The sequence below is a fragment of the Candidatus Villigracilis sp. genome (genome assembly GCF_057083605.1).
This window is the reverse complement of sequence record NZ_JBXMTI010000041.1, coordinates 1-18,187: the sequence shown is the minus strand read 5'-3', so window position 1 is coordinate 18,187 and position 18,187 is coordinate 1. Positions and strand designations below refer to the sequence as shown.

At 49.8% G+C, this 18,187-nt stretch carries 21 protein-coding genes; all 21 read right to left on the bottom strand.

Annotation, left to right across the window (positions count from 1 at the left end; translation table 11 throughout):
- Positions 1-89: 89 nt before the first annotated feature.
- Positions 90-836, bottom strand: a complete 747-nt coding sequence (locus AC14M5_RS06445; RefSeq protein WP_484028819.1) for a DsbA family protein — start codon at positions 834-836, stop codon at positions 90-92.
- Positions 837-951: 115 nt separating this feature from the next.
- Positions 952-1,791 carry a lysophospholipase gene (locus AC14M5_RS06440; protein ID WP_484028818.1) on the bottom strand — a complete coding sequence of 280 codons (840 nt, stop codon included), beginning with the start codon at positions 1,789-1,791 and terminating at the stop codon, positions 952-954.
- A gap of 1 nt (position 1,792) precedes the next feature.
- The gene (locus AC14M5_RS06435; RefSeq protein WP_484028817.1) at positions 1,793-2,368 is read right to left on the bottom strand and encodes a V4R domain-containing protein; all 576 of its coding nucleotides are present in this window, start codon (positions 2,366-2,368) and stop codon (positions 1,793-1,795) included.
- Between the two features lie 26 nt (positions 2,369-2,394).
- The gene (locus tag AC14M5_RS06430) at positions 2,395-3,258 is read right to left on the bottom strand and encodes a GNAT family N-acetyltransferase (RefSeq protein ID WP_484028816.1); all 864 of its coding nucleotides are present in this window, start codon (positions 3,256-3,258) and stop codon (positions 2,395-2,397) included.
- Positions 3,255-3,782 carry a tetratricopeptide repeat protein gene (locus AC14M5_RS06425; protein WP_484028815.1) on the bottom strand — a complete coding sequence of 176 codons (528 nt, stop codon included), beginning with the start codon at positions 3,780-3,782 and terminating at the stop codon, positions 3,255-3,257. The genes AC14M5_RS06430 and AC14M5_RS06425 overlap by 4 nt, the downstream gene beginning before the upstream one ends.
- Before the next feature lie 28 nt (positions 3,783-3,810).
- Positions 3,811-4,485, bottom strand: a complete 675-nt coding sequence (locus AC14M5_RS06420) for a helix-turn-helix transcriptional regulator (protein WP_484028814.1) — start codon at positions 4,483-4,485, stop codon at positions 3,811-3,813.
- Between the two features lie 44 nt (positions 4,486-4,529).
- Positions 4,530-5,849 (bottom strand): TadA family conjugal transfer-associated ATPase, encoded by a 1,320-nt coding sequence (locus AC14M5_RS06415; protein ID WP_484028813.1) that lies wholly within the window; start codon positions 5,847-5,849, stop codon positions 4,530-4,532.
- A complete protein-coding gene (locus tag AC14M5_RS06410) occupies positions 5,846-6,145 on the bottom strand; it encodes a DUF6812 domain-containing protein (RefSeq protein ID WP_484028812.1) in 300 nt (99 codons plus the stop codon). Before AC14M5_RS06410 ends, AC14M5_RS06415 begins: the two co-directional genes overlap by 4 nt.
- A 93-nt stretch (positions 6,146-6,238) precedes the next feature.
- Entirely contained in the window at positions 6,239-7,390 is a 1,152-nt protein-coding gene (locus tag AC14M5_RS06405) for a CpaE/TadZ family protein (protein WP_484028811.1), read from the bottom strand.
- A 39-nt stretch (positions 7,391-7,429) separates the two neighbouring features.
- Complete coding sequence (locus AC14M5_RS06400; protein WP_484028810.1) at positions 7,430-8,125, bottom strand: response regulator transcription factor; 696 nt, start codon at positions 8,123-8,125, stop codon at positions 7,430-7,432.
- Between the two features lie 34 nt (positions 8,126-8,159).
- Complete coding sequence (locus AC14M5_RS06395; protein WP_484028809.1) at positions 8,160-9,347, bottom strand: GAF domain-containing sensor histidine kinase; 1,188 nt, start codon at positions 9,345-9,347, stop codon at positions 8,160-8,162.
- A 2-nt stretch (positions 9,348-9,349) separates the two neighbouring features.
- Positions 9,350-10,372 (bottom strand): sensor histidine kinase, encoded by a 1,023-nt coding sequence (locus AC14M5_RS06390; RefSeq protein WP_484028808.1) that lies wholly within the window; start codon positions 10,370-10,372, stop codon positions 9,350-9,352.
- Positions 10,373-10,391: 19 nt separating this feature from the next.
- Positions 10,392-11,978 (bottom strand): amidohydrolase, encoded by a 1,587-nt coding sequence (locus AC14M5_RS06385; RefSeq protein WP_484028807.1) that lies wholly within the window; start codon positions 11,976-11,978, stop codon positions 10,392-10,394.
- 96 nt (positions 11,979-12,074) lie between these two features.
- Positions 12,075-12,935: a ParB/RepB/Spo0J family partition protein gene (locus AC14M5_RS06380; protein ID WP_484028806.1), complete on the bottom strand. Its 861-nt coding sequence runs from the start codon at positions 12,933-12,935 to the stop codon at positions 12,075-12,077.
- Positions 12,936-13,033: 98 nt separating this feature from the next.
- A complete protein-coding gene (locus AC14M5_RS06375) occupies positions 13,034-13,801 on the bottom strand; it encodes a ParA family protein (protein ID WP_484028805.1) in 768 nt (255 codons plus the stop codon).
- On the bottom strand, positions 13,798-14,649 hold the full coding sequence (locus AC14M5_RS06370) for a PfkB family carbohydrate kinase (RefSeq protein WP_484028804.1): 852 nt from the start codon (positions 14,647-14,649) through the stop codon (positions 13,798-13,800). The genes AC14M5_RS06375 and AC14M5_RS06370 overlap by 4 nt, the downstream gene beginning before the upstream one ends.
- 94 nt (positions 14,650-14,743) lie before the next feature.
- A complete protein-coding gene (gene jag, locus AC14M5_RS06365) occupies positions 14,744-15,577 on the bottom strand; it encodes an RNA-binding cell elongation regulator Jag/EloR (RefSeq protein ID WP_484028803.1) in 834 nt (277 codons plus the stop codon).
- A gap of 9 nt (positions 15,578-15,586) precedes the next feature.
- A complete protein-coding gene (locus AC14M5_RS06360) occupies positions 15,587-16,372 on the bottom strand; it encodes a YidC/Oxa1 family membrane protein insertase (protein ID WP_484028802.1) in 786 nt (261 codons plus the stop codon).
- Between the two features lie 12 nt (positions 16,373-16,384).
- Complete coding sequence (locus AC14M5_RS06355; protein ID WP_484028801.1) at positions 16,385-17,458, bottom strand: outer membrane protein assembly factor BamB family protein; 1,074 nt, start codon at positions 17,456-17,458, stop codon at positions 16,385-16,387.
- 140 nt (positions 17,459-17,598) lie between these two features.
- Complete coding sequence (yidD, locus tag AC14M5_RS06350) at positions 17,599-17,835, bottom strand: membrane protein insertion efficiency factor YidD (protein ID WP_484028820.1); 237 nt, start codon at positions 17,833-17,835, stop codon at positions 17,599-17,601.
- Positions 17,836-17,891: 56 nt separating this feature from the next.
- The coding region (rnpA, locus tag AC14M5_RS06345; protein WP_484028800.1) for a ribonuclease P protein component at positions 17,892-18,187 on the bottom strand (296 nt) is incomplete at its 5' end.

The window sequence follows — 18,187 nt, the reverse complement described above, 5'->3', positions numbered from 1 at the left end:
TCCCATTTTGTTCTTAAAAACAAACTCACCCACGAAAGATTAATTTCAGGGTGAGTCATGTTTTATTGTCTTGATCTACTCTTGATTGATTACTGACCCATCTCGGCCAGCGCTGCTTCGATGTTTTCCTGGAAAACATCGAATGCCTGTGCGCCTTCAAGAGTGACTGTCTTTGCCTCACCATTTACAGTGTAGGTCATCACAAAGGAAGGAGTGGCCTCAATACCAGCCAGAACGCCATTCTTCATATCCTCTTCAACCAAGCTCTTATAAGTGCCACCATTGAAACATGTGTTGAAATCGTCCATGTTCAAGTCGATCTTTTCGGCAAATGCCAGCAGGCGGCGGTTTGAATAAGCGCCAACGTTTTCACCGGTTTGGTTCGCAAAAATAATATCGTGCATTTCCCAGAATTTCTCCTGGTCACCCGCACAATAAGCCGCTTCCGCTGCGCTGCCAGATTCAGCACCGATAAAGTCGCCGAAGGAATGGTATACAAAATATACGGTGCCATCAGCCACATAACTTTCCATTAACTGCTCTTCCGTATTTTGAAAGAAAGTGCGGCAGAAAGGACACTGAAAATCGGAATATTCCTCGATCTTGATCGGCGCATCGGGGTCGCCCGCTGCGTTGAAATCCACATTCGTGCGGGAAATCTGCGGTGCTTCGAACACATCTCCAACGGGCTTGAAATTCGGGTAAATGAACAAGAAAGCCAAAACCAGTGCGCCAATGGATATGAGGCCGATACTCAATAAACGTGAACGCTGTTCCTTGCGGCGTATTTGCTGGCGGCGTGCCTGCCGTTTGCTCATTTCTTTATTGCTGCTCATACTAGCTCCTATGATATAAGATTAATTTCTTTTACCGCTTTAGTGATGCGGCACTACGTAATCTTCCCATGCTGAAATGGATTTGTCCAGTGCAGCGTTAGAATGCTCTTATTTTTTATTCACGCAGGCGGGCATCCATCCAAAGCGTCATGGTTTTGAGCACTTCAGCCTGTTCGGGCTCATTGTGAAGTTCGTGATAGCCGTCTTCCCATAATACCAATGTGCACTTTTCCTTCAGCGGGGCGGCAAACTCGATACTGCTGGATGGAAAGGCAATCGTATCTTTCTTGCCATGCATAAGAAGCAATGGAAGCGAAAATTCACCTGCATGTTCCAAAGTCCAACTGGAAACGCCAAGCATGGTCTTTCCAAAGCCAAATGAAACTTTATCATGCACAAGCGGATCATTGATATAAGCCTGCACAACCTTTTCGTCGCGTGAGATGCTTTTCGGGTCCAATCCGCTCGCGAGGGCTGTGCCTGGCATGATCGCGCCCAGCATCTTTGCCAGGGCAACTTTTAATAGCTGTTTTTCAAGAGCGTTGTGCAGACCGGGGCTGGTAGCAACTACTCCTTTCACTTTCGGCTTACGGATCAGGCCGTAATACAGAACCTGAATGCCCCCAAGGCTGTGCCCATATAGAAAGAGAGGCAGGCCAGGATACCATGTGCCGGCCTGTTCTAATAACATATCGATATCCATCATAAAATCATCAACAGATGAGATATGCCCTCTTGGGCCACCGGAACGACCATGCCCGCGCGAGTCTGAGGTAAATAATACAATGCCCTCCCTGCCAAAAGCCTCGGCCACATGGGCAAAACGGGAACTATGTTCTCCCACCCCATGCACAAGACATGCAACCGCTTTGGGCTGCAAAACCGTCGGCTCCCAGGCTTGTGCGAATATATCCAGACCGTCGTGCGCCTTCCACGTAAGTTCAAAGTTCTTCATTTCACCCTCCAATGGTGATTTTAAATTCACATTGATGTGCGCCTGCTGCACGGCAGGCGCGTTCTTCAATATCGTGTTCTTCGCCGTCGGCCCAGTATAAACATTCGCGGATCAAGCCATGGGTGACGAAACAAATCGGAGTGTCGTCAGATTGATCCAGGGTTGTGGGTGATGCCTGATCAACAAAAAGCAGGTCAAGGTCCAGCGTATGAATCGTTATACTCCCCGGAGCAGAACCCAGGATACGGGCAAGCAGTTCAAGCGCCGGTTTATGTCTGATGGATTTTGGAAGACTACGCACAAGCGCAGCTTGCGTTTTGACCCCAAATGCTGAGTCATCTAATAATTTTTGCCAGAGCTTCGCTCCGATCCGCAGGAGGATTCCTCGAGCGCCGCGCCCATAATAGGTGCGCAATGCCGATTGCAAACGTGAATATGCCTGCGCGGTACGCTGATCATCCAATGCAATGAAGTGAAGATGGCTCGCCCATTCCTTTGGCAGCCCTGCTTTTGAAAGTACTGCCGATAAAGTTTCGCGCCCGATCTCCGATGACAGGGTTTCAACGAACTTCTGCATGATGCGGGAGGAAAACTCCACCTGTGTCATGAAGCACCCGGCGGGTATACAAGTACTGGAAAATGTTCACCTGTTCGTACAAAACCCATTTTCTTATAAAGCGCCAGCGATGCAGCGTTATCCGCCTGTGTGTTGACGGAAAGCCTGGTGTTTTTTCCTACATGCAACCGCTGGATCAGGTCACTCACTAATGCGGCGCCTACTCCCCTGCCTTGCGCTTCAGGCTGGACGCCAAGCCTGGCGAGGTGTGACCCAAACGGATTCCCCGTGCTGATTTGATATCCAACCATGCCCGAATCATCTTCCGCGACAGTGGCATGTGCTGCCTGGGAAAACGCTCTTCGAAGCGAATCGATTGTGTTATGCCAAAAAAATCCAAACGAGGCGAGGTCTACTTTTGTTACTTCATCCAGATCCGATTCCTGCATGGGCCGTATGTGAATCTCTTGCGATACATGAAAGGTCACGGCATTTTCGCCGCTCAATTGCAGCAGAACAATATTTTGTCTTACTGCAAAGCCGCTGGAGAGTAGAATATTTTGAAACCATTGCTTCATCACAATCGCCGCTACCTGCGCTTGTGGGTTGGAGCGGAAGATATCAGGGCAGGCAACTTCCCATAACGCAGACCAGGCTTCAGGTCCAGAAAGACGCGGGTGATATGCAAAGAGTCGAATCCATGCCACATCAGGAGGGTCTTCGGGGCAAGCTAAAGTGGCGATGATATGTCCATCCTGCTCCAGCACCCAGTAATTTTGTGAGCCGAGCCAATCCAACACAGACCGCCAATCGAGATGGCGGTGAGTGTTGGCTTCATAAAAAATGAGGTTGGCGATCTGGTGATAATCCTGTGGGACGGCGCGCCGAACCTGCAAATTCAGATTGATCATGTTTTGTTGATTAAGTTGAGGAAGAATTTCAGGATACGCTCAAAAAAGCCCGGAGATTGTTTTGCATCCAACGAGCCCATCATCTTGAATGCGGATTCAGAAACCTTGCCTGTTTTCAACTTTATGGCGGCGGCAGATTTCATGACCATGGAGCGCAAATCGCCTTCATTGACCTGTTTAAATAACTCGGCAGATCGTTCATATTTTTCAAGGGCTTCATCATAACGATGGAGAGCCTCGAGCGCAGCAGCTTGATTCCCTAATGCCATGGCCTGGCGTTTGATATCTTTTGCGCCTTCAAATATTTCATCCGTGCCAAACGCGGCATCCAGCGACTCTTGCGGCTTGCCGGCCTGCAATAATGCAACGCTCAAGTTATTCTTCATTTCGGCGGCCATTAATCCCGCGTGCCCCAAAGTGTAACCCTCGGCAGCCTGACGGAATAAATCGGCGGCTTCGTTGAATTTCTTATTTTGGTAGGCTCGTTTTCCCTGTGCCTCAAGTTGTGCTGGTTCGAGTGTCATGTGATAGGACCAGGGCTATTTCAAAATATCAAAGTGTAATATCAAGCAAGCCTTCAGCAACAGACCGTAATTTTTCTCTCGACATATCGCTGAGTTTCATTGCCAATTCAAGGTAAGGCCGGTTGACAGGTTGGCACACAAAGTCCTGCATTTCCTCAGGCAATTCAAGGAATTTCTGCATGGCTCGCTGACTGTTCATCCATTGTCCAACCGGGCCGCTTTGATCAAAGAAAACATCGATACGGCTTCCCATCACGGCAAGAATGCTTTCAAGCTCAGGTAGGGAGATGGCGCGCTCACCATGTTCATACGAATTCAACTTTGCCTGCGATATTCCTGTTTCGGATGCAAGGTGGCGAATGGACATGTTTACATTTGTGCGCTCCTGACGCAGCAACGCCCCGATCATGCGCTGACGCAGAGCGATCAAGCGTGAAATATCCACAGATTCGAGCGGAGAATCCGCATCAGACCTGGTCTCTTTACCCCAAAATATTGAGATCGGAAGTTTCAAAAAATATACAAGCGCTTCGAGTTCAGGCAGGGATGGAGAGCGGCGGCCCTCTTCGTAAGCGCGAAACAAACCCGGCTTGATACCGATTGCATCAGCACACTCTTTTATACTGCGGCGCTCCGCCATGCGGGCATCGCGAATCAACAAACCAAGTTTCTTTTCACGTATGGTGATCTGGGCGTTGTTCATAATTCCTCATAAGTGGTTGGATGCCTGGATTATAGCAGAGTGTTTCAGCGACGAGAGCCTTGACTGGCGGAAACTTTTGGGGCAAATATTTCAGCATTGAGTTTAAACCCAGCCGATTCAAGCCGCGGCGTGAAGTTGGGGCGAATTCCTGTGGCGCTTAACTCGCCTTGAACTTTTCCTTCTGTAGTCACACCGGTTTGAATAAATTTGAACACATCGGTCAGCACGATGATCTCGCCTTCCATACCGGCCACTTCCGTTATAGCCGTAACTTTACGCTGACCATCTTTCAAACGTGTTTGCTGTACGATCAGATCAATTGCGGAAGATATTTGCTGGCGCACCACTTTCAGAGGCAGATCCATGCCTGCCATAAGCACAAGAGTCTCAAGACGTGAAATCGCATCGCGCGGCGTATTTGCATGGACCGTGGTCAATGATCCATCGTGGCCCGTATTCATGGCTTGAAGCATATCCAACGCCTCGCCGCCGCGCACCTCTCCCACCACAATTCGGTCCGGGCGCATACGGAGCGAATTCTTCACCAGCTCGCGGATACTAACCGCGTGGAGGCCATCCACATTCGCAGTCTTTGTTTCCATCCGCATCACATGATCCTGTTGAAGCTGCAGCTCTGCCGCATCTTCGATGGTAATGATGCGTTCATTCTCAGGGATAAAACCAGACATGACATTCAATAACGTGGTTTTACCAGAGCCTGTGCCGCCAGAAATGACGATATTAAAACGCGCCTTCACACAAGCTTCCAAAAAGTCTGCCATTTGTTGTGTTACAGAGCCATAAGCTACCAGGTCGCTGACTTGTAATTTATCCTTGCGAAACTTTCGGATCGTAATGGAGGGCCCATCGATTGCAACGGGGCGGACAACAGCATTGACACGGGAACCATCAGGCAGACGCGCATCCACAGTGGGAGAATCGCTATCCACGCGGCGGCCAAGAGGCATGATGATGCGGTCTATGATGCGGAGCACATGGTCGTCGTCATCAAAAGTGACATTACTCTTGGTAAGCTGTCCCTTTTTTTCGACGAAGATTTTCTTTGGCCCGTTCACCATGATCTCTGTAACGTCAGGGTCATCAAGCAATACCTGGATCGGCCCAAACCCAAGCAGGTCATGCATCACCTGGTTAAATATTTCTTTTTTCAAATCTTCGGGGAGCTTTAGTTGAGTCTGTTCAAATACGCGTGAAATATTTTGCTGGATAAATGCATTACGTTGTGCCGCCGAAATACCTTCCATCTCCAGGGCGCGCATTAAATTATCGGCCAAATATTTTTTAAGTCTGATCAGGTCCTGGCCGGTGAGTCTTTGAGGTGCGCTGGGGCTGGGAGTGCTCATCCTGCGGCGTCCTTGGCTTCATCCTTCCCCACCGGCATCACCCAAACGATCTGTTTCTTTTGAACCGCCAGGAATGGGCTCTCGTATATTAATTTCCCCTGCGCATCATAGACGCTGGCATCGGTCACAGCTATATAATGCTCATTGCCTTCCAATTCATCTTTCAGCCGTTCTCCGGGTACCACATGAATCAGCCCGCGGATCAGATGACTCGTGGTTTGAAGAACGGACGGCACTGCCACCTTCGTAACCACATTGGTATAGAACTTTCCTTTTTCATCATATTCGACAGTCATAAGAATGCTCCCTTGCACTAAATATCTTGTAACAATCTTATCATCTCTCCAAACAGATGGGGCAAGATGTAAGCCATACGTAAGGCCGAGAAGTTACCCCGCTCGCAATTTTCGCGCCAGAGCCACCATTTCCCTGGCTGCATCCTGAAAAATAATGGAAGCTGTATCCTTCGGGTACATTAATGAGAAGGGCTGGTGATGGCTATTGGCAAAGGCAAAATTACTACCCAGATACGGCATGGTCGCCATGATCTGCATATCCAGCGTAACCTCTGCATCCACCTTGCTTAATCCCTCCATGCCGGCTGCCCGATTCAGAATCGGATAGATGGATTTGGTATTCACACCCCTGTTTTTTAAGTAGACCAGCAAAGTCTTTGTTAACGACACCGTGCTTATATCGGTGCTGACAATTAAAGCCACGAGGTCCGCATGTTGGATGAGCGGCAGGGTGATCTTTGAAAGCGAGCGGCCAATGTCAACCAGAACGTAATCATAGGAGGCCTTTAAGGCAGTCACGATACCCCATATTCTACTCACGTTGAGATGGTTGCTGCTTTCAGGGTCTGGCGAACCAGCCAACAGATTAAATCGCCAGATCGGCATTTCCGGCAGCTCGTTACGGAAAAATTCAGGTGTCGTCTCTTCTGCTGGCATATCAGTTATTGTGACGATATTTCGCGCTCCCTCATAGCCGACAATGGGTGCAATGGATCCGATAGGCAGTACCAAATCGACAACCACCAGTTTCGCCTCCGGCTGGGATTGTGCAATATTCATGGCAATGTTCGCACACATAGATGAGGTGCCCGTTCCACCCTTGGCACTTAGAAAAACCATCAAAAACCCACCCTGCTTCATTGCCGCACTCGTCAGCCCAAGCGAACGACTTATCGTTTCATTCAGGATGGAAACAGCCTGCCCGGACTTTGTGATAAATTCATTGAAACCAGCATCAAAACAGGATTTGATGCGAACCGCACTGGAGACGCTGCTAAGAGCGATAAGAGGCAAATCTACCGTGCGTGGATCCTGCCTGAGCTTTGCCGCCATCTCTTCCCCAGATAGGTCAGCGAGGACCGGGTCAATGATCACGAGATCAGGGTGATCGCGCCATGCATGGATCAAGCCCTCCTTGCCTGAACCAGCCTGAAGCACTTCATATTTTTGATCCACCAGGTTGCGAGCTATAAAATTTCGGCTGGCTACATCGGCATCAACAATAAGGACCTTTTTTCCAGGCATGGCATGTGTCCTTTACGCATGTTGGCACATGCGTGAACGTCACGCTTCAGTTGGAGGCATCAGATAACCCAACCCTGACCGCGTGACAATATGGCGAGGGTTGTGGGCATCCTCCTCAAGTTTCTGCCTCAGGCGGGCAATGCTGACCCACAAAATCTCTTTATCGCTTTTATATTCCGCGCCCCATACACTGGTGAGCAATTCTTCCGAAGTGAGTATCTTGCCGATATTATGGGCAAACTGCAATAAGAGGCGATACTCAGTGGCAGATAGTGAAATGGCATCTCCGCCGCGCCAAACTTCAGCACGGGCAAAATCTATCTTAAGATCGTCATGGGTAAAGAAGCGCGCTGTACCGGTATCAGCGGGAGGTTGGGCACGGCGCAGTACAGCCCGCACCCGCGCAAGTAACTCGGTGGCTGAGAAAGGCTTCACGAGATAATCATCAGCACCAAGATCGAGGCCGCGTACGCGATCCTGCTCTTCTCCGCGAGCTGTCAGTATCACAATTGGCACATTGGAGAATTCACGCAAACGTTGACAGGTTCCAAAGCCATCCAGACGCGGCATCATTACATCCAGCAGCACAAGGTCTATCGGCTGGGCTGAAAACACATCTAAAGCCTGAACGCCATCCTGTGCAGTTGTCACCTCATAGCCTTCGGTGCGCAAGTTCGCTTCCAAAAGGCGAAGGTAACGGGGTTCATCGTCCACGATCAAAATACGCTTGGCCATAACGATCTCCTTAATGACATAAGAGTGAGAGAGGTCATAGCGCTGGGTCAAGGGGCAACTCGATATAAAAAGTTGTGCCCTTATCCAACACTGACTCTACCCAAATATTACCATGATGTGCCATAACAATTTGCTTGCAAATATACAACCCAAGGCCAGTGCCGTTTACGGTACGCTCCCCAGGGACACGATAGAAGCGCTCAAAAATAAAGGGAAGATAATCCTCAGGAATGCCATCCCCATGATCAGCAAAGGTGATCAGTACTTTATCCCCATGGCTGCGCATCCCAATATCGATCTGCGAATCGGGTGCATACTTTAACGCATTGCTGAACAGATTATCAAAGACCTGTGAAAGACGAAAACCGTCGCCGCGAATGGGCGGAAGAGGTTCAATATCAAAGACAATTTTTAATTCGGGGTGATGCGTATTGACCCGCGTGGCAACATCCCGCACAAGCGCATCCATTCTAACGGGAGAGAATTTAAACTGAAGGGTCTTGCTTTGCAAACGAGCCGATTCGAGCATATCTTCGATCAAGCGGGTTAATCGATCAGCTTCTTCGTCGATGATATTTAGGAACTCGCGCTGCGTGGCTTCATCCCAGATCGTATCCTGCCGCAAAAGGCTTGTGCTATATCCTTTAATAAAACCAAGTGGTGTACGAAATTCATGGGAGATGGTGGAGACGAAATCATCCTGTAAGCGCATTTGCCTCTGCACCGAATCCAGTTCAGAGCGCGCCTCCTGCAAATCTCTGCGTTCGATCAACGCCGCAGACCAAAAGGCCTGCAAAGAGCCAATTTGAATTTGGAGATCAGAAAATTCGGGCCCGCCAAAACGAACGAAGACAAGTGCACCGCGTAATTTCGAACCAATATACAATGGAATACCCAACAGATACGTCAGCGCCATACGATCCATATTCTGGGTTATCCGCTTGGGAATATGCAAAACCATTTTTCCAGAAGCAAGCACTTCATTTGCCACACTCTCACCCCATGCGGCATCGGCTTCGGCATTCTTACCGCGCCCCATGGCACGCGCGTATACAATTTCCAACCCCTTTGTCTGCGGGCCTTCAAGATAGATGGCAACGTTGTCAAATACAAAGGGCCCGCGCAGTGATACAAACAGAGTATCAAGAGCGGCTTTCCAATCCTGCCTTTCCTGAACTTTCTGAAAAATATTATGTAAAAGAGAAAGGGTGGATATATCCATTCTTAATCACGCACAGCCAGCAATGGGAATTTAAAAGTAGAACCCTTCCCCTCCACTGATTGCACATCCAATAAGGAGCCATGCGCTTCAATGATCTGGCGGACAAGTGAAAGGCCCAGTCCCGTACCACCATAATGCCTTGTAGATGAACCATCCAATTGATGGAAAGGCTCAAAAATTTCCTTCAAACGAACCGATGGAATGCCAATGCCTGTATCGGTAACGGAAATAAGGATAAGGTTATTGCCCTCTTCTTTGAGATGGATGACCACGCTTCCACCCGACGGGGTGAACTTGATCCCGTTATCGAGCAATTGATTCACCACCCAGCCGATCTTCTCAGGGTCAGCCTGAACCGCGGGGATATCATCCGCTGCCGATACCAAAACCTGGACACTGCGTTCTTCGGCTTTGGTTGTGGCAGATTTAGCCGCAAGCGAGACCAGGCGGCGGATATCCACTGTCTCCAATTTCATGCTCATTTCGCCGCGCGAGGCAAGCGAGAACATGATCAAATCCTCGATCAGGCTTTCCAGTTTGGCTGTAGCACGCTGACTCACCTGCAAGGCATGTTTTTGGTCATCTGTTATGCCCCCCAAAGATTTGGTGATCAATAATTCAAGATAACCTTTTACATGTGTCAGCGGCGTGCGCAACTCATGCGAGATATTCGCCACAAAATTCGCTTTCATCTGGCTAAGCTCAGAAAGCCTGGTAAGCGCATCATTGAGATCGGCAGTGCGGTCTCTTACTCTTTGCTCAAGGTTGCGGTTTGCAGCCTGCAAAGCAGAACGTAATTGAATGAGCTGCTCGGTGACCACTTGATCCAGTGTCTTTCGATCCAGCAGATTCAAGTCCATCAATGCCTGGCCGAGCAGATACTGTTTCCCTAAAGAAATCTGCTCCTGTTGATAGGCAAGCGCCTTGCGCAGATCATTATCGCTGATCAAGCCTTTCTGGACGATGTATTCACCCATACGGGGAATCAGCATTTCAGGAGTCAGGTTCGGGGGAGGTTGTGTCATAGTCTGCTCGAATAAAGATTTATTGCAAGACCCACTCTCCATTGACCATGGTCGCTATGGCGTTCATTGCCAATAGGTCATCAGGTTCAATTTGGAAAGGGTCCTGCTCCAATACGATTAAGTCAGCGAGATAATTTTCAGCCAGTTTGCCAAGGCGATGCTCTGCATTGGCGGCGTAGGCAGCGCCCAAAGTGTAAGCGGAAAAGGCCTCAGCCAAAGTCAATTTTTGTTCGGGGTACCAGCCTTCGGCGGGGGTCGAGCCGTCTGCCCTTCGTCGAGTGACTGCGGCATGTAATCCTAAAAATGGATTCGGTGATTCGACGGGGGCATCCGATCCGAATGCGAGAGGCGCACCATGGTTGAGTTGAGTCCGCCAGGCGTAGGCGAGCGAGGAGCGATCTCCCCAGAAGCGGTCGGCGGCGTGCATATCGGAGGGCGCGTGGATGGGCTGCATGGAGGCGACGACGTTAAGCTTGGCAAGTCGCGGCGCATCATCGGGATGAATGACCTGCACATGCTCGATGCGATGACGCAAATGTGGCAATCCTTTTTCGGTTTCATATTTACGAAGCTGCTCATACGCGTTGAGCACTTCGTGATTGGCGCGGTCACCAATGGCATGGACAGTCATGCTCAAACCAACATCAGCAGCTTTGCGGCAATGTTCAAAGAGTTCTTCGCCATCCATATTGAGAATGCCTTTGTTGTCGGGCTCGTTTTCATAAGGCTGGAACATGGCAGCGGTATGCGGACCCAAAGCGCCATCCATAAAAGCTTTTACAGAACCGACCCACAACCACTCATCGCCGAAGCCTGTGCGCAAACCGAGTTCATTGGCCTGCTCCACGCTTTCAACAGGGATATTTTTATTGACGCGTAATTTTAGTTTACTGCTGGCGCGCAATGATTGCAATGCCATAAAAGAATCACGACGGTCAAAATCGTGAATGCCTGTGATACCCATCTTCCACAAAATGGGCTGGGCCTTTTCAATGGCTTGTTCAATATCTTTAATGGCCGCCTTGGGAATTACATCTGAGACGAGGCCCATTGCGGACTCAAGCAAAATGCCTGTGGCCTGTCCACTAGCATCGCGTTGAATCGCACCATCTTTTGGGTTGGGGCTGTCACTGGTGATGCCTGCAAGATTCAAAGCGGATGTATTCACCCACGCAGCGTGCAGAGATTTTGCTGTGAGATAAACAGGGTTATTCGGCGCAACTGCATCAAGCTCACTTGCGGTGGGCCAGCCGCCACCTGCAGACCACTCGTTTTGATTCCAGCCATGCCCCAACACCCATTCACCTGATTTGGAATTTTTCGCGCGCTCCGCCACACGGCGCAGGCATTCTTCTTTTGTCTTCGTTTCGCAATCCACCTTGGCGAGGCCGAGAGAATAATATTGAATGTGGATGTGCGCATCGGTGAGACCAGGCAATATGGTTTTGCCTTTCATATCTTGTTTATCTACTTTGCCATGCGCGAGGCTTGCCAACTTATCCTTATCCCCCACAGCGATGATCCTGCCGCCTGCGATCAAAATCGCAGAAGCAGAGGGATGTTTTGGATCAAGAGTGTGAATGTTTGCGTTATAGAGGAGTTTCATTTTTTATCCGCTAGTACCTAACGGGCACGATGTCTTCGCTAATCCACACTAATCTTTTTACCTTCGCGAAGATTAGTGTGGATTGGTCGATTCTTTTCATGCCAATTTATCCAACAGAGAATCCAGTTCCTCATTTGAATAATAGTAGATCGTAACCGTGCCGCCCTTTTTTCCATGCTTCACAACAACTTTTGTTTCCAGGCTGTGTTGCAGGCGTTTTTCCACATCATGCACATCTGCATTGCGGCCCGGTTTCTTCGCCTTGATCGGTTTATGCCCGGCAAGTTTTCGCACCAACTCCTCAGCCTGGCGGACACTCAGGGAGAGATTTAGCAATGTTTGCAAAGCTGAGGCTTGCGCCTTCTGCGTGGAGAGCATCAACAAGGCCCGCGCATGACCCTCCGTGATCCTGCCATCCACCAAAGCTTGTTTGACAGCATCAGCAAGCCCAAGCAGGCGCAGGGTATTCGTCACCGCTACACGACTCTTGCCTACACGTTTAGCAACTGCTTCATGCGAGAGGCCGAAATCCTCCACCAACTGACGATAGGCTTCTGCCTCTTCCATTGCATTCAAATCTTCACGCTGGACGTTTTCGATCAGTGCCAGCTCAAGCAATTCCTGATTATTCGCATGGCGCGTGATAACAGGCACCGTTCGCAAACCTGCCTTTTGCGCAGCCTGCCAGCGTCTTTCACCTGCGATGAGAATATACGAGCCATCTCCATTTGGCAAAACGATGAGGGGCTGAATGATCCCGTGTTCCCGAATGGATTCAGCTAGTTCGGTTAATTCATCTTCTTGAAATTTCAAACGCGGCTGGCGCGGATTGGGCTTGATCAATTCCACAGCCACTTGCTGTACTCCCCCGCCTCCAGCCATGGATGTAGAACTGGCGGTTTCTCCACCAGGGATCAATGCATCCAAACCTTTGCCAAGACCTTTTCGTTGAGCCATACCTGCTCCTTAGAAATACATCCACAGATGTTGCAGATTACACAGATTGAAAACATCAAAAAATAAAATCTGCGAAAATCGGCGTAATCTGCGGATAACTATTTATCGCCTCTTAACAACTCTTTCGCCAAAGCTTCATAGGCCACGGCGCCAACAGAGGTTGGTGCATATTCAGAGATCGGTAGGCCATACGAAGGCGCTTCTGCCAGACGCACACTGCGCGGGATGATGCTTTTAAATACCTGATTCGGAAAGTGTTTGTTCACTTCAGCAACTACGTCAGTGGAAAGATTTGTGCGGTTGTCGAACATGGTTAACACCACGCCGCGCACTTCCAACTCAGGGAACAATGCAGAGCGTACACGTTCAATTGTTTGAGTCAATTGGCCGAGACCTTCCAAAGCGAGGTATTCACATTGCACAGGCACGATCACGCCATGCATGGCCGCCATCAGCCCGTTCACGGTCAACAAACCCAGCGAAGGCGGACAATCGATCAATACATAATCATAACGATCTGAAATCGATAGAATGGCCTTTCGCAAACGTGACTCACGTGCCAGCTCATCGACCAACTCCACTTCAGCGCCAGCCAGAGAAGGCGAGGAAGGAAGTAGCGACAATTGCAAACGCTCGTTCAATAACACGTACGGAAAAATATTCGTCTCACCGAGCAATGCTTCATAGGTTCCGCCCTGCACACCTAATTTATCCACACCCAAACAGGAGGTGGCATTGGCCTGCGGGTCCAGATCCACCACCAACACACGCTGTTTGAGCTGTGCAAGATAGGCCGCCATATTGATCGCGGTTGTCGTCTTGCCCACTCCGCCTTTTTGATTCACCAACGTATAGATCTTGGTCAAGATAAAACCTCCATCAGGCAACTTTCGATTTCTTCCCGGGTCGGAATTCCATTTAGGCCAACGCGTGTTACCGAATAGGCCGCGAGGTTCGTCGCAAAGCGCGCCGCCTCCCATGGGTCACGCGTGGCAAACAAGCGCACCAAAAACGCCGCCGCAAAAATATCACCGGCGCCCGTCGCATCCACTTCCTTCACCATTGGCGGACGAAAACGACGGCGATCTCCATTCCAATATAAAACCGCACCTGCCTCACCTTCTGTAAGGCAAAGGATTCGCGTCTGATGCGCCATCGATTCGACGAGTTCCAAATCGCGGTTGACATCCTCCACGCTCATAATCACGCTTCCCGCCTGACCGAGTGCCTGCTCGCTGTTTTCCCAGGCACATGCCTCCACCTGACCCTTTTCATCCCATCTGCGCATCCAGCCTTGTGGCGTAATGCCCAGTAATGAACCAGATAATTTTTCCACCAGCGACACATCCAATTCACGCGCAATCGGCGCGATATGAATGATCGGTGTACTCAACCATACCTGCGGAATATGATCGAACAGAATTGGCGAGGCTCGATGATGCAAAATTTGCCTGCGTCCGCTTTCTGTTTTTATATTTTCAAAGGTCGTGCTTTGTTCAGTTGGGATATTAACAATATGAACGCCATCCAAAACCTGCAAGGGCGCGTCCTCTCCCACTGAAGTGACGATTCCCACGCGCAGACCCAGCGCAAGCGCAGTCAACGCTGAATATGAAACCGTCCCGCCCAGTTGTTTGCCTGAGGGAATAATATCCACAGCCGCATGACCAATCGCCAAAAAATCCACGGGCTCAAGAGGGACGAGTTCCAACATGGGTGAATTATACCGTAGCGGTTCTCACTAAAAGAGGAAAGATGAAAGAAAAAAAGACCGCCTTTCGGCGGTCTCCCAGAAACAACTTGTGTCTTTATTCTTTTGGCAAAATTACCACTTTGCGATACGGCTCTTCGCCCGTACTTTCTGTTATCACAGCAGGGTGGCCACGCAACTCGATGTGCACCACACGCCGTTCATTGGCAGACATCGGTTCCATGGTCATCTTGCGGCCTGTCTTGGTTACCTGGTCTGCCATGCGATTCGCCAATTGGCGGATCTGCTTTTCACGGCGCGAACGATAGCCCTCCACATCAACCGTCAACTGCACCCATTGCTGAGTCTGCTTGCCGACGATCAATGATGCAATGTGTTGAAAGGCTGTCAAAGTTTCTGCATGGCGCCCGATCAAAGAGCTGAGGTCATCTCCGCGCACATCCACTTGAATACTGCGGCGGTCATCGGTGTTGGCCTCATCGTAATTAGCAGAAACCTGCGCCCTCATACCCAGGTGATCGATCAACTTGGATACAACTTCCTCGGCTGTGTTTAGAAGATGATCGTGATCTGTACGCTCTGCTTTTTGAGCGGTAACGGGCGCTTCAACTTCAGGTTTCTGTTCAACGCGACGAGGTTTGGCGTCCTTCGCTTTCGGCGCAGACTCTGCTTTTTTTGCAGGAGCAGGCTTACGGTCAGTTCGAGGCGAGGGCTTGGATTCATCCACAGCAGGCACAAATTGCCCGGGCGGCGGGTTGACGGTCAGACGCACGCGGACTTGTCGTCCGCCAAGTCCGAACAATCCTTTCGTGCCTGAATCCAAAACTTCCACGGAAACAGCGTCAGCCGTTAAGCCAAGCTGTGACAGGCCCTGTTGAAGAGCTTCTTCAACAGTCGGAGCGATAATCTCAAGCGTAGTACGCTCGTTCATTTTGCCTCCCTACTTTTTTGCAGAAGATGGTTTGCTGCCGCGGCCAAAAAGGTTGCTCCAATTGGCGCGGCCGGTTGCGGCATATTGCACAACACCCAGGAGATTGCTGACGATGAAATAAACTGAAATGCCCGAAGCAAAGTTCAATGCAAACCAGCCAAGCATGAGAGGCATGTAAACGCTCATCATTTTTGTCATCTGCGCGCTTTGGTCATTTGGGTTGCTCGAAGCAGGCATGGTTAATTTGGATTGCACCCAGGTGGTAAGCGCCACGATGATGGCAAGTGTTGGCAGGGCAATTCCAAAAATCGGAATTGATTCCGGGCGGCCAAGGTCCATCCATAGAAATGTGCTGTTGAGCGGGATGATATTTTCCACATTTTGGAATGGGTATACGGTGCGGGCAAGTTCCAGCATATTAAATGGAGTTGCCGAAAGTGCGCGCGTAATGCTTTGATATAAACCAATAATGATGGGGAATTGAACCAAGGTCGGCAGGCAGGATGCAAAGGGGTTGATACCGCGATCCTTGTAAATGCGCATCTGTTCCTGCGCAAGTTTTTCGCGATCCTTGGCATATTTCTTTTGAATATCCTGCCATTCCTTATCGTTCTGTAATTCCTGCATGGCTTGCGCGCCCTTTACCTGCGAGGCGTTTAAAGGCCAGGTCAACAATTTGATCAGGATGGTGAACAAAATGATCGCAAGACCAAAAGTGTGCGGGCCATGACCCAGTACATCATAAATCCACAATAAAAGATTGGTCATGGGTTGAATAATAATAGTTTGCCACATGATTTAGTGTCCTTATTTCTCGGGCGTGAACGACCAGGCTTGTTTGCCATCCGCATCATAAGCGGCCAGAGCAAGCTCAGCTTGATATGGCGCCACAAGGATCAGATCGCCTGAAACAACAGGGGATGTATAAATTTTACCGCCGGGAGTCTTTTCCCAAACAATTTTCCCATCGCGATCCAAAGCGAGGAAAGTGCCCGCCTCAGTCCCAACGTATATCTGGTCGCCCATTACAAGCGGACTCGCCACGACAGGGCCATCCGGTTTCACGGCATCCCAGTTTTGGCTTCCTGTAACAATGTCGAGTGAATAGATGATGCCGTTCAGGTCGGCATAATAAAGCGTTTCTTCATCCAGGGTGGGAGTTCCCCAGATCCAATTTTCGGCAGTTGCAATGACTTCGTGCGCACCGTTGGATTTAACGAACTCAATGGTGGATGCAAAAGAGCCAACGTATACGCCATCTTCTCCAACTGCAGGGCTGCCGGGCGCCGCGCCGCCGATGTCGATGGTCTCATTCACTACACCTTTCACAGGGTCGATGACGTGGATGTGATGATCTAGTGTAGTGGCATAAAGAAACGTTCCATCTGTTGCCGGCGTTGCCCACAGAGCGCCACCCAATCTTATTGGGTCTGCGGCTGGCTCGCCATCCATATCCAGAATATAAAGAAAACCGTCCGTATTAGGGGCATAAATCGAGTTATTCATGATGAGAGGCGAGGCAAGCCATGCGCCTTTTGCACCGGTGAAAGCTTTGGTCCAGTTCTCCTTACCGGTTTCGGGATTAAGACTGACAAATGGGTGCTCTGTGCCGGCACTTCCGATCAGCAGTTGACCGTCTCGGGTTAGTACAGGGGTTGCATAATACACCAGTTTATTATCAGCTTCGGCTGGATAGCGCCAGACTTCCTTGCCATTTTGCACGTCCACAGCATAGATGAAGGAACCGCTGGAAAGATAAGCGCGTTCCGCATCTGCAGTGAGGCCGGGCCAGTTGTTTGCCAGGGGTTGTCCACTGCAAGCGCTGAGGATAATTGCACCGAGGACAAGCAGAAAAAACAACATCAATCGTTTTGTTTTCAAATTCTTATTACTCCTATCGCTTGTCACATAATTTAGTAAACTCTTGTCGAAAATTACGAGCAGACATGAAATTTCTATATACTAAATTATGCGATACTATGTAACTTCTCGTAACCGTCAATCAATATGACAGTAATTTTTTATGGAACGGGGTCGTACCCACCGGGATTGAAAGGATTACAGCGTAACACGCGCCAGGCGGCCATCAGCGAACCCTTCAGCGCGCCATATTTATAAACAGCTTGATAACCATAATGGGAACAGGATGGGTAAAAGCGGCAGGTATTCGCAGGCAGCCCAGGTGAAACCACCATTTGATATAAACGAATCAAAGCCAGCACAGAGATGCGCGGCCAGTTTGCCAGTTTGCGGGGCATATCACGCAAACGCGGTTCATTAGAATAATCATGTAAATGGAACTGGTTTTCAGGATTCATCCACGGGACTCGTCCGCAAGCAGGATTTTTGCACGTTGAAAGAGGTTAAGAAGCGCGGAGCGGGTATCTGCTAAAGTGGCAGTGACAAGTGCGGGCCTGGCGATCAGGATCAAGTCCCAGCCTGAGGCGAGTGAGGGAAACAAGGGCCGCATGGCTTCGCGTAAAAGTCGCTTGGCGCGGTTGCGGTGGACAGCTGTTCCGGTTGTCTTTCCTGCGGCTACCCCCACACGGATATAGGAGTTTGTCTTCTCACTGGCTTGTGCTACTAACACAACAAGCGGATGGGCATAGG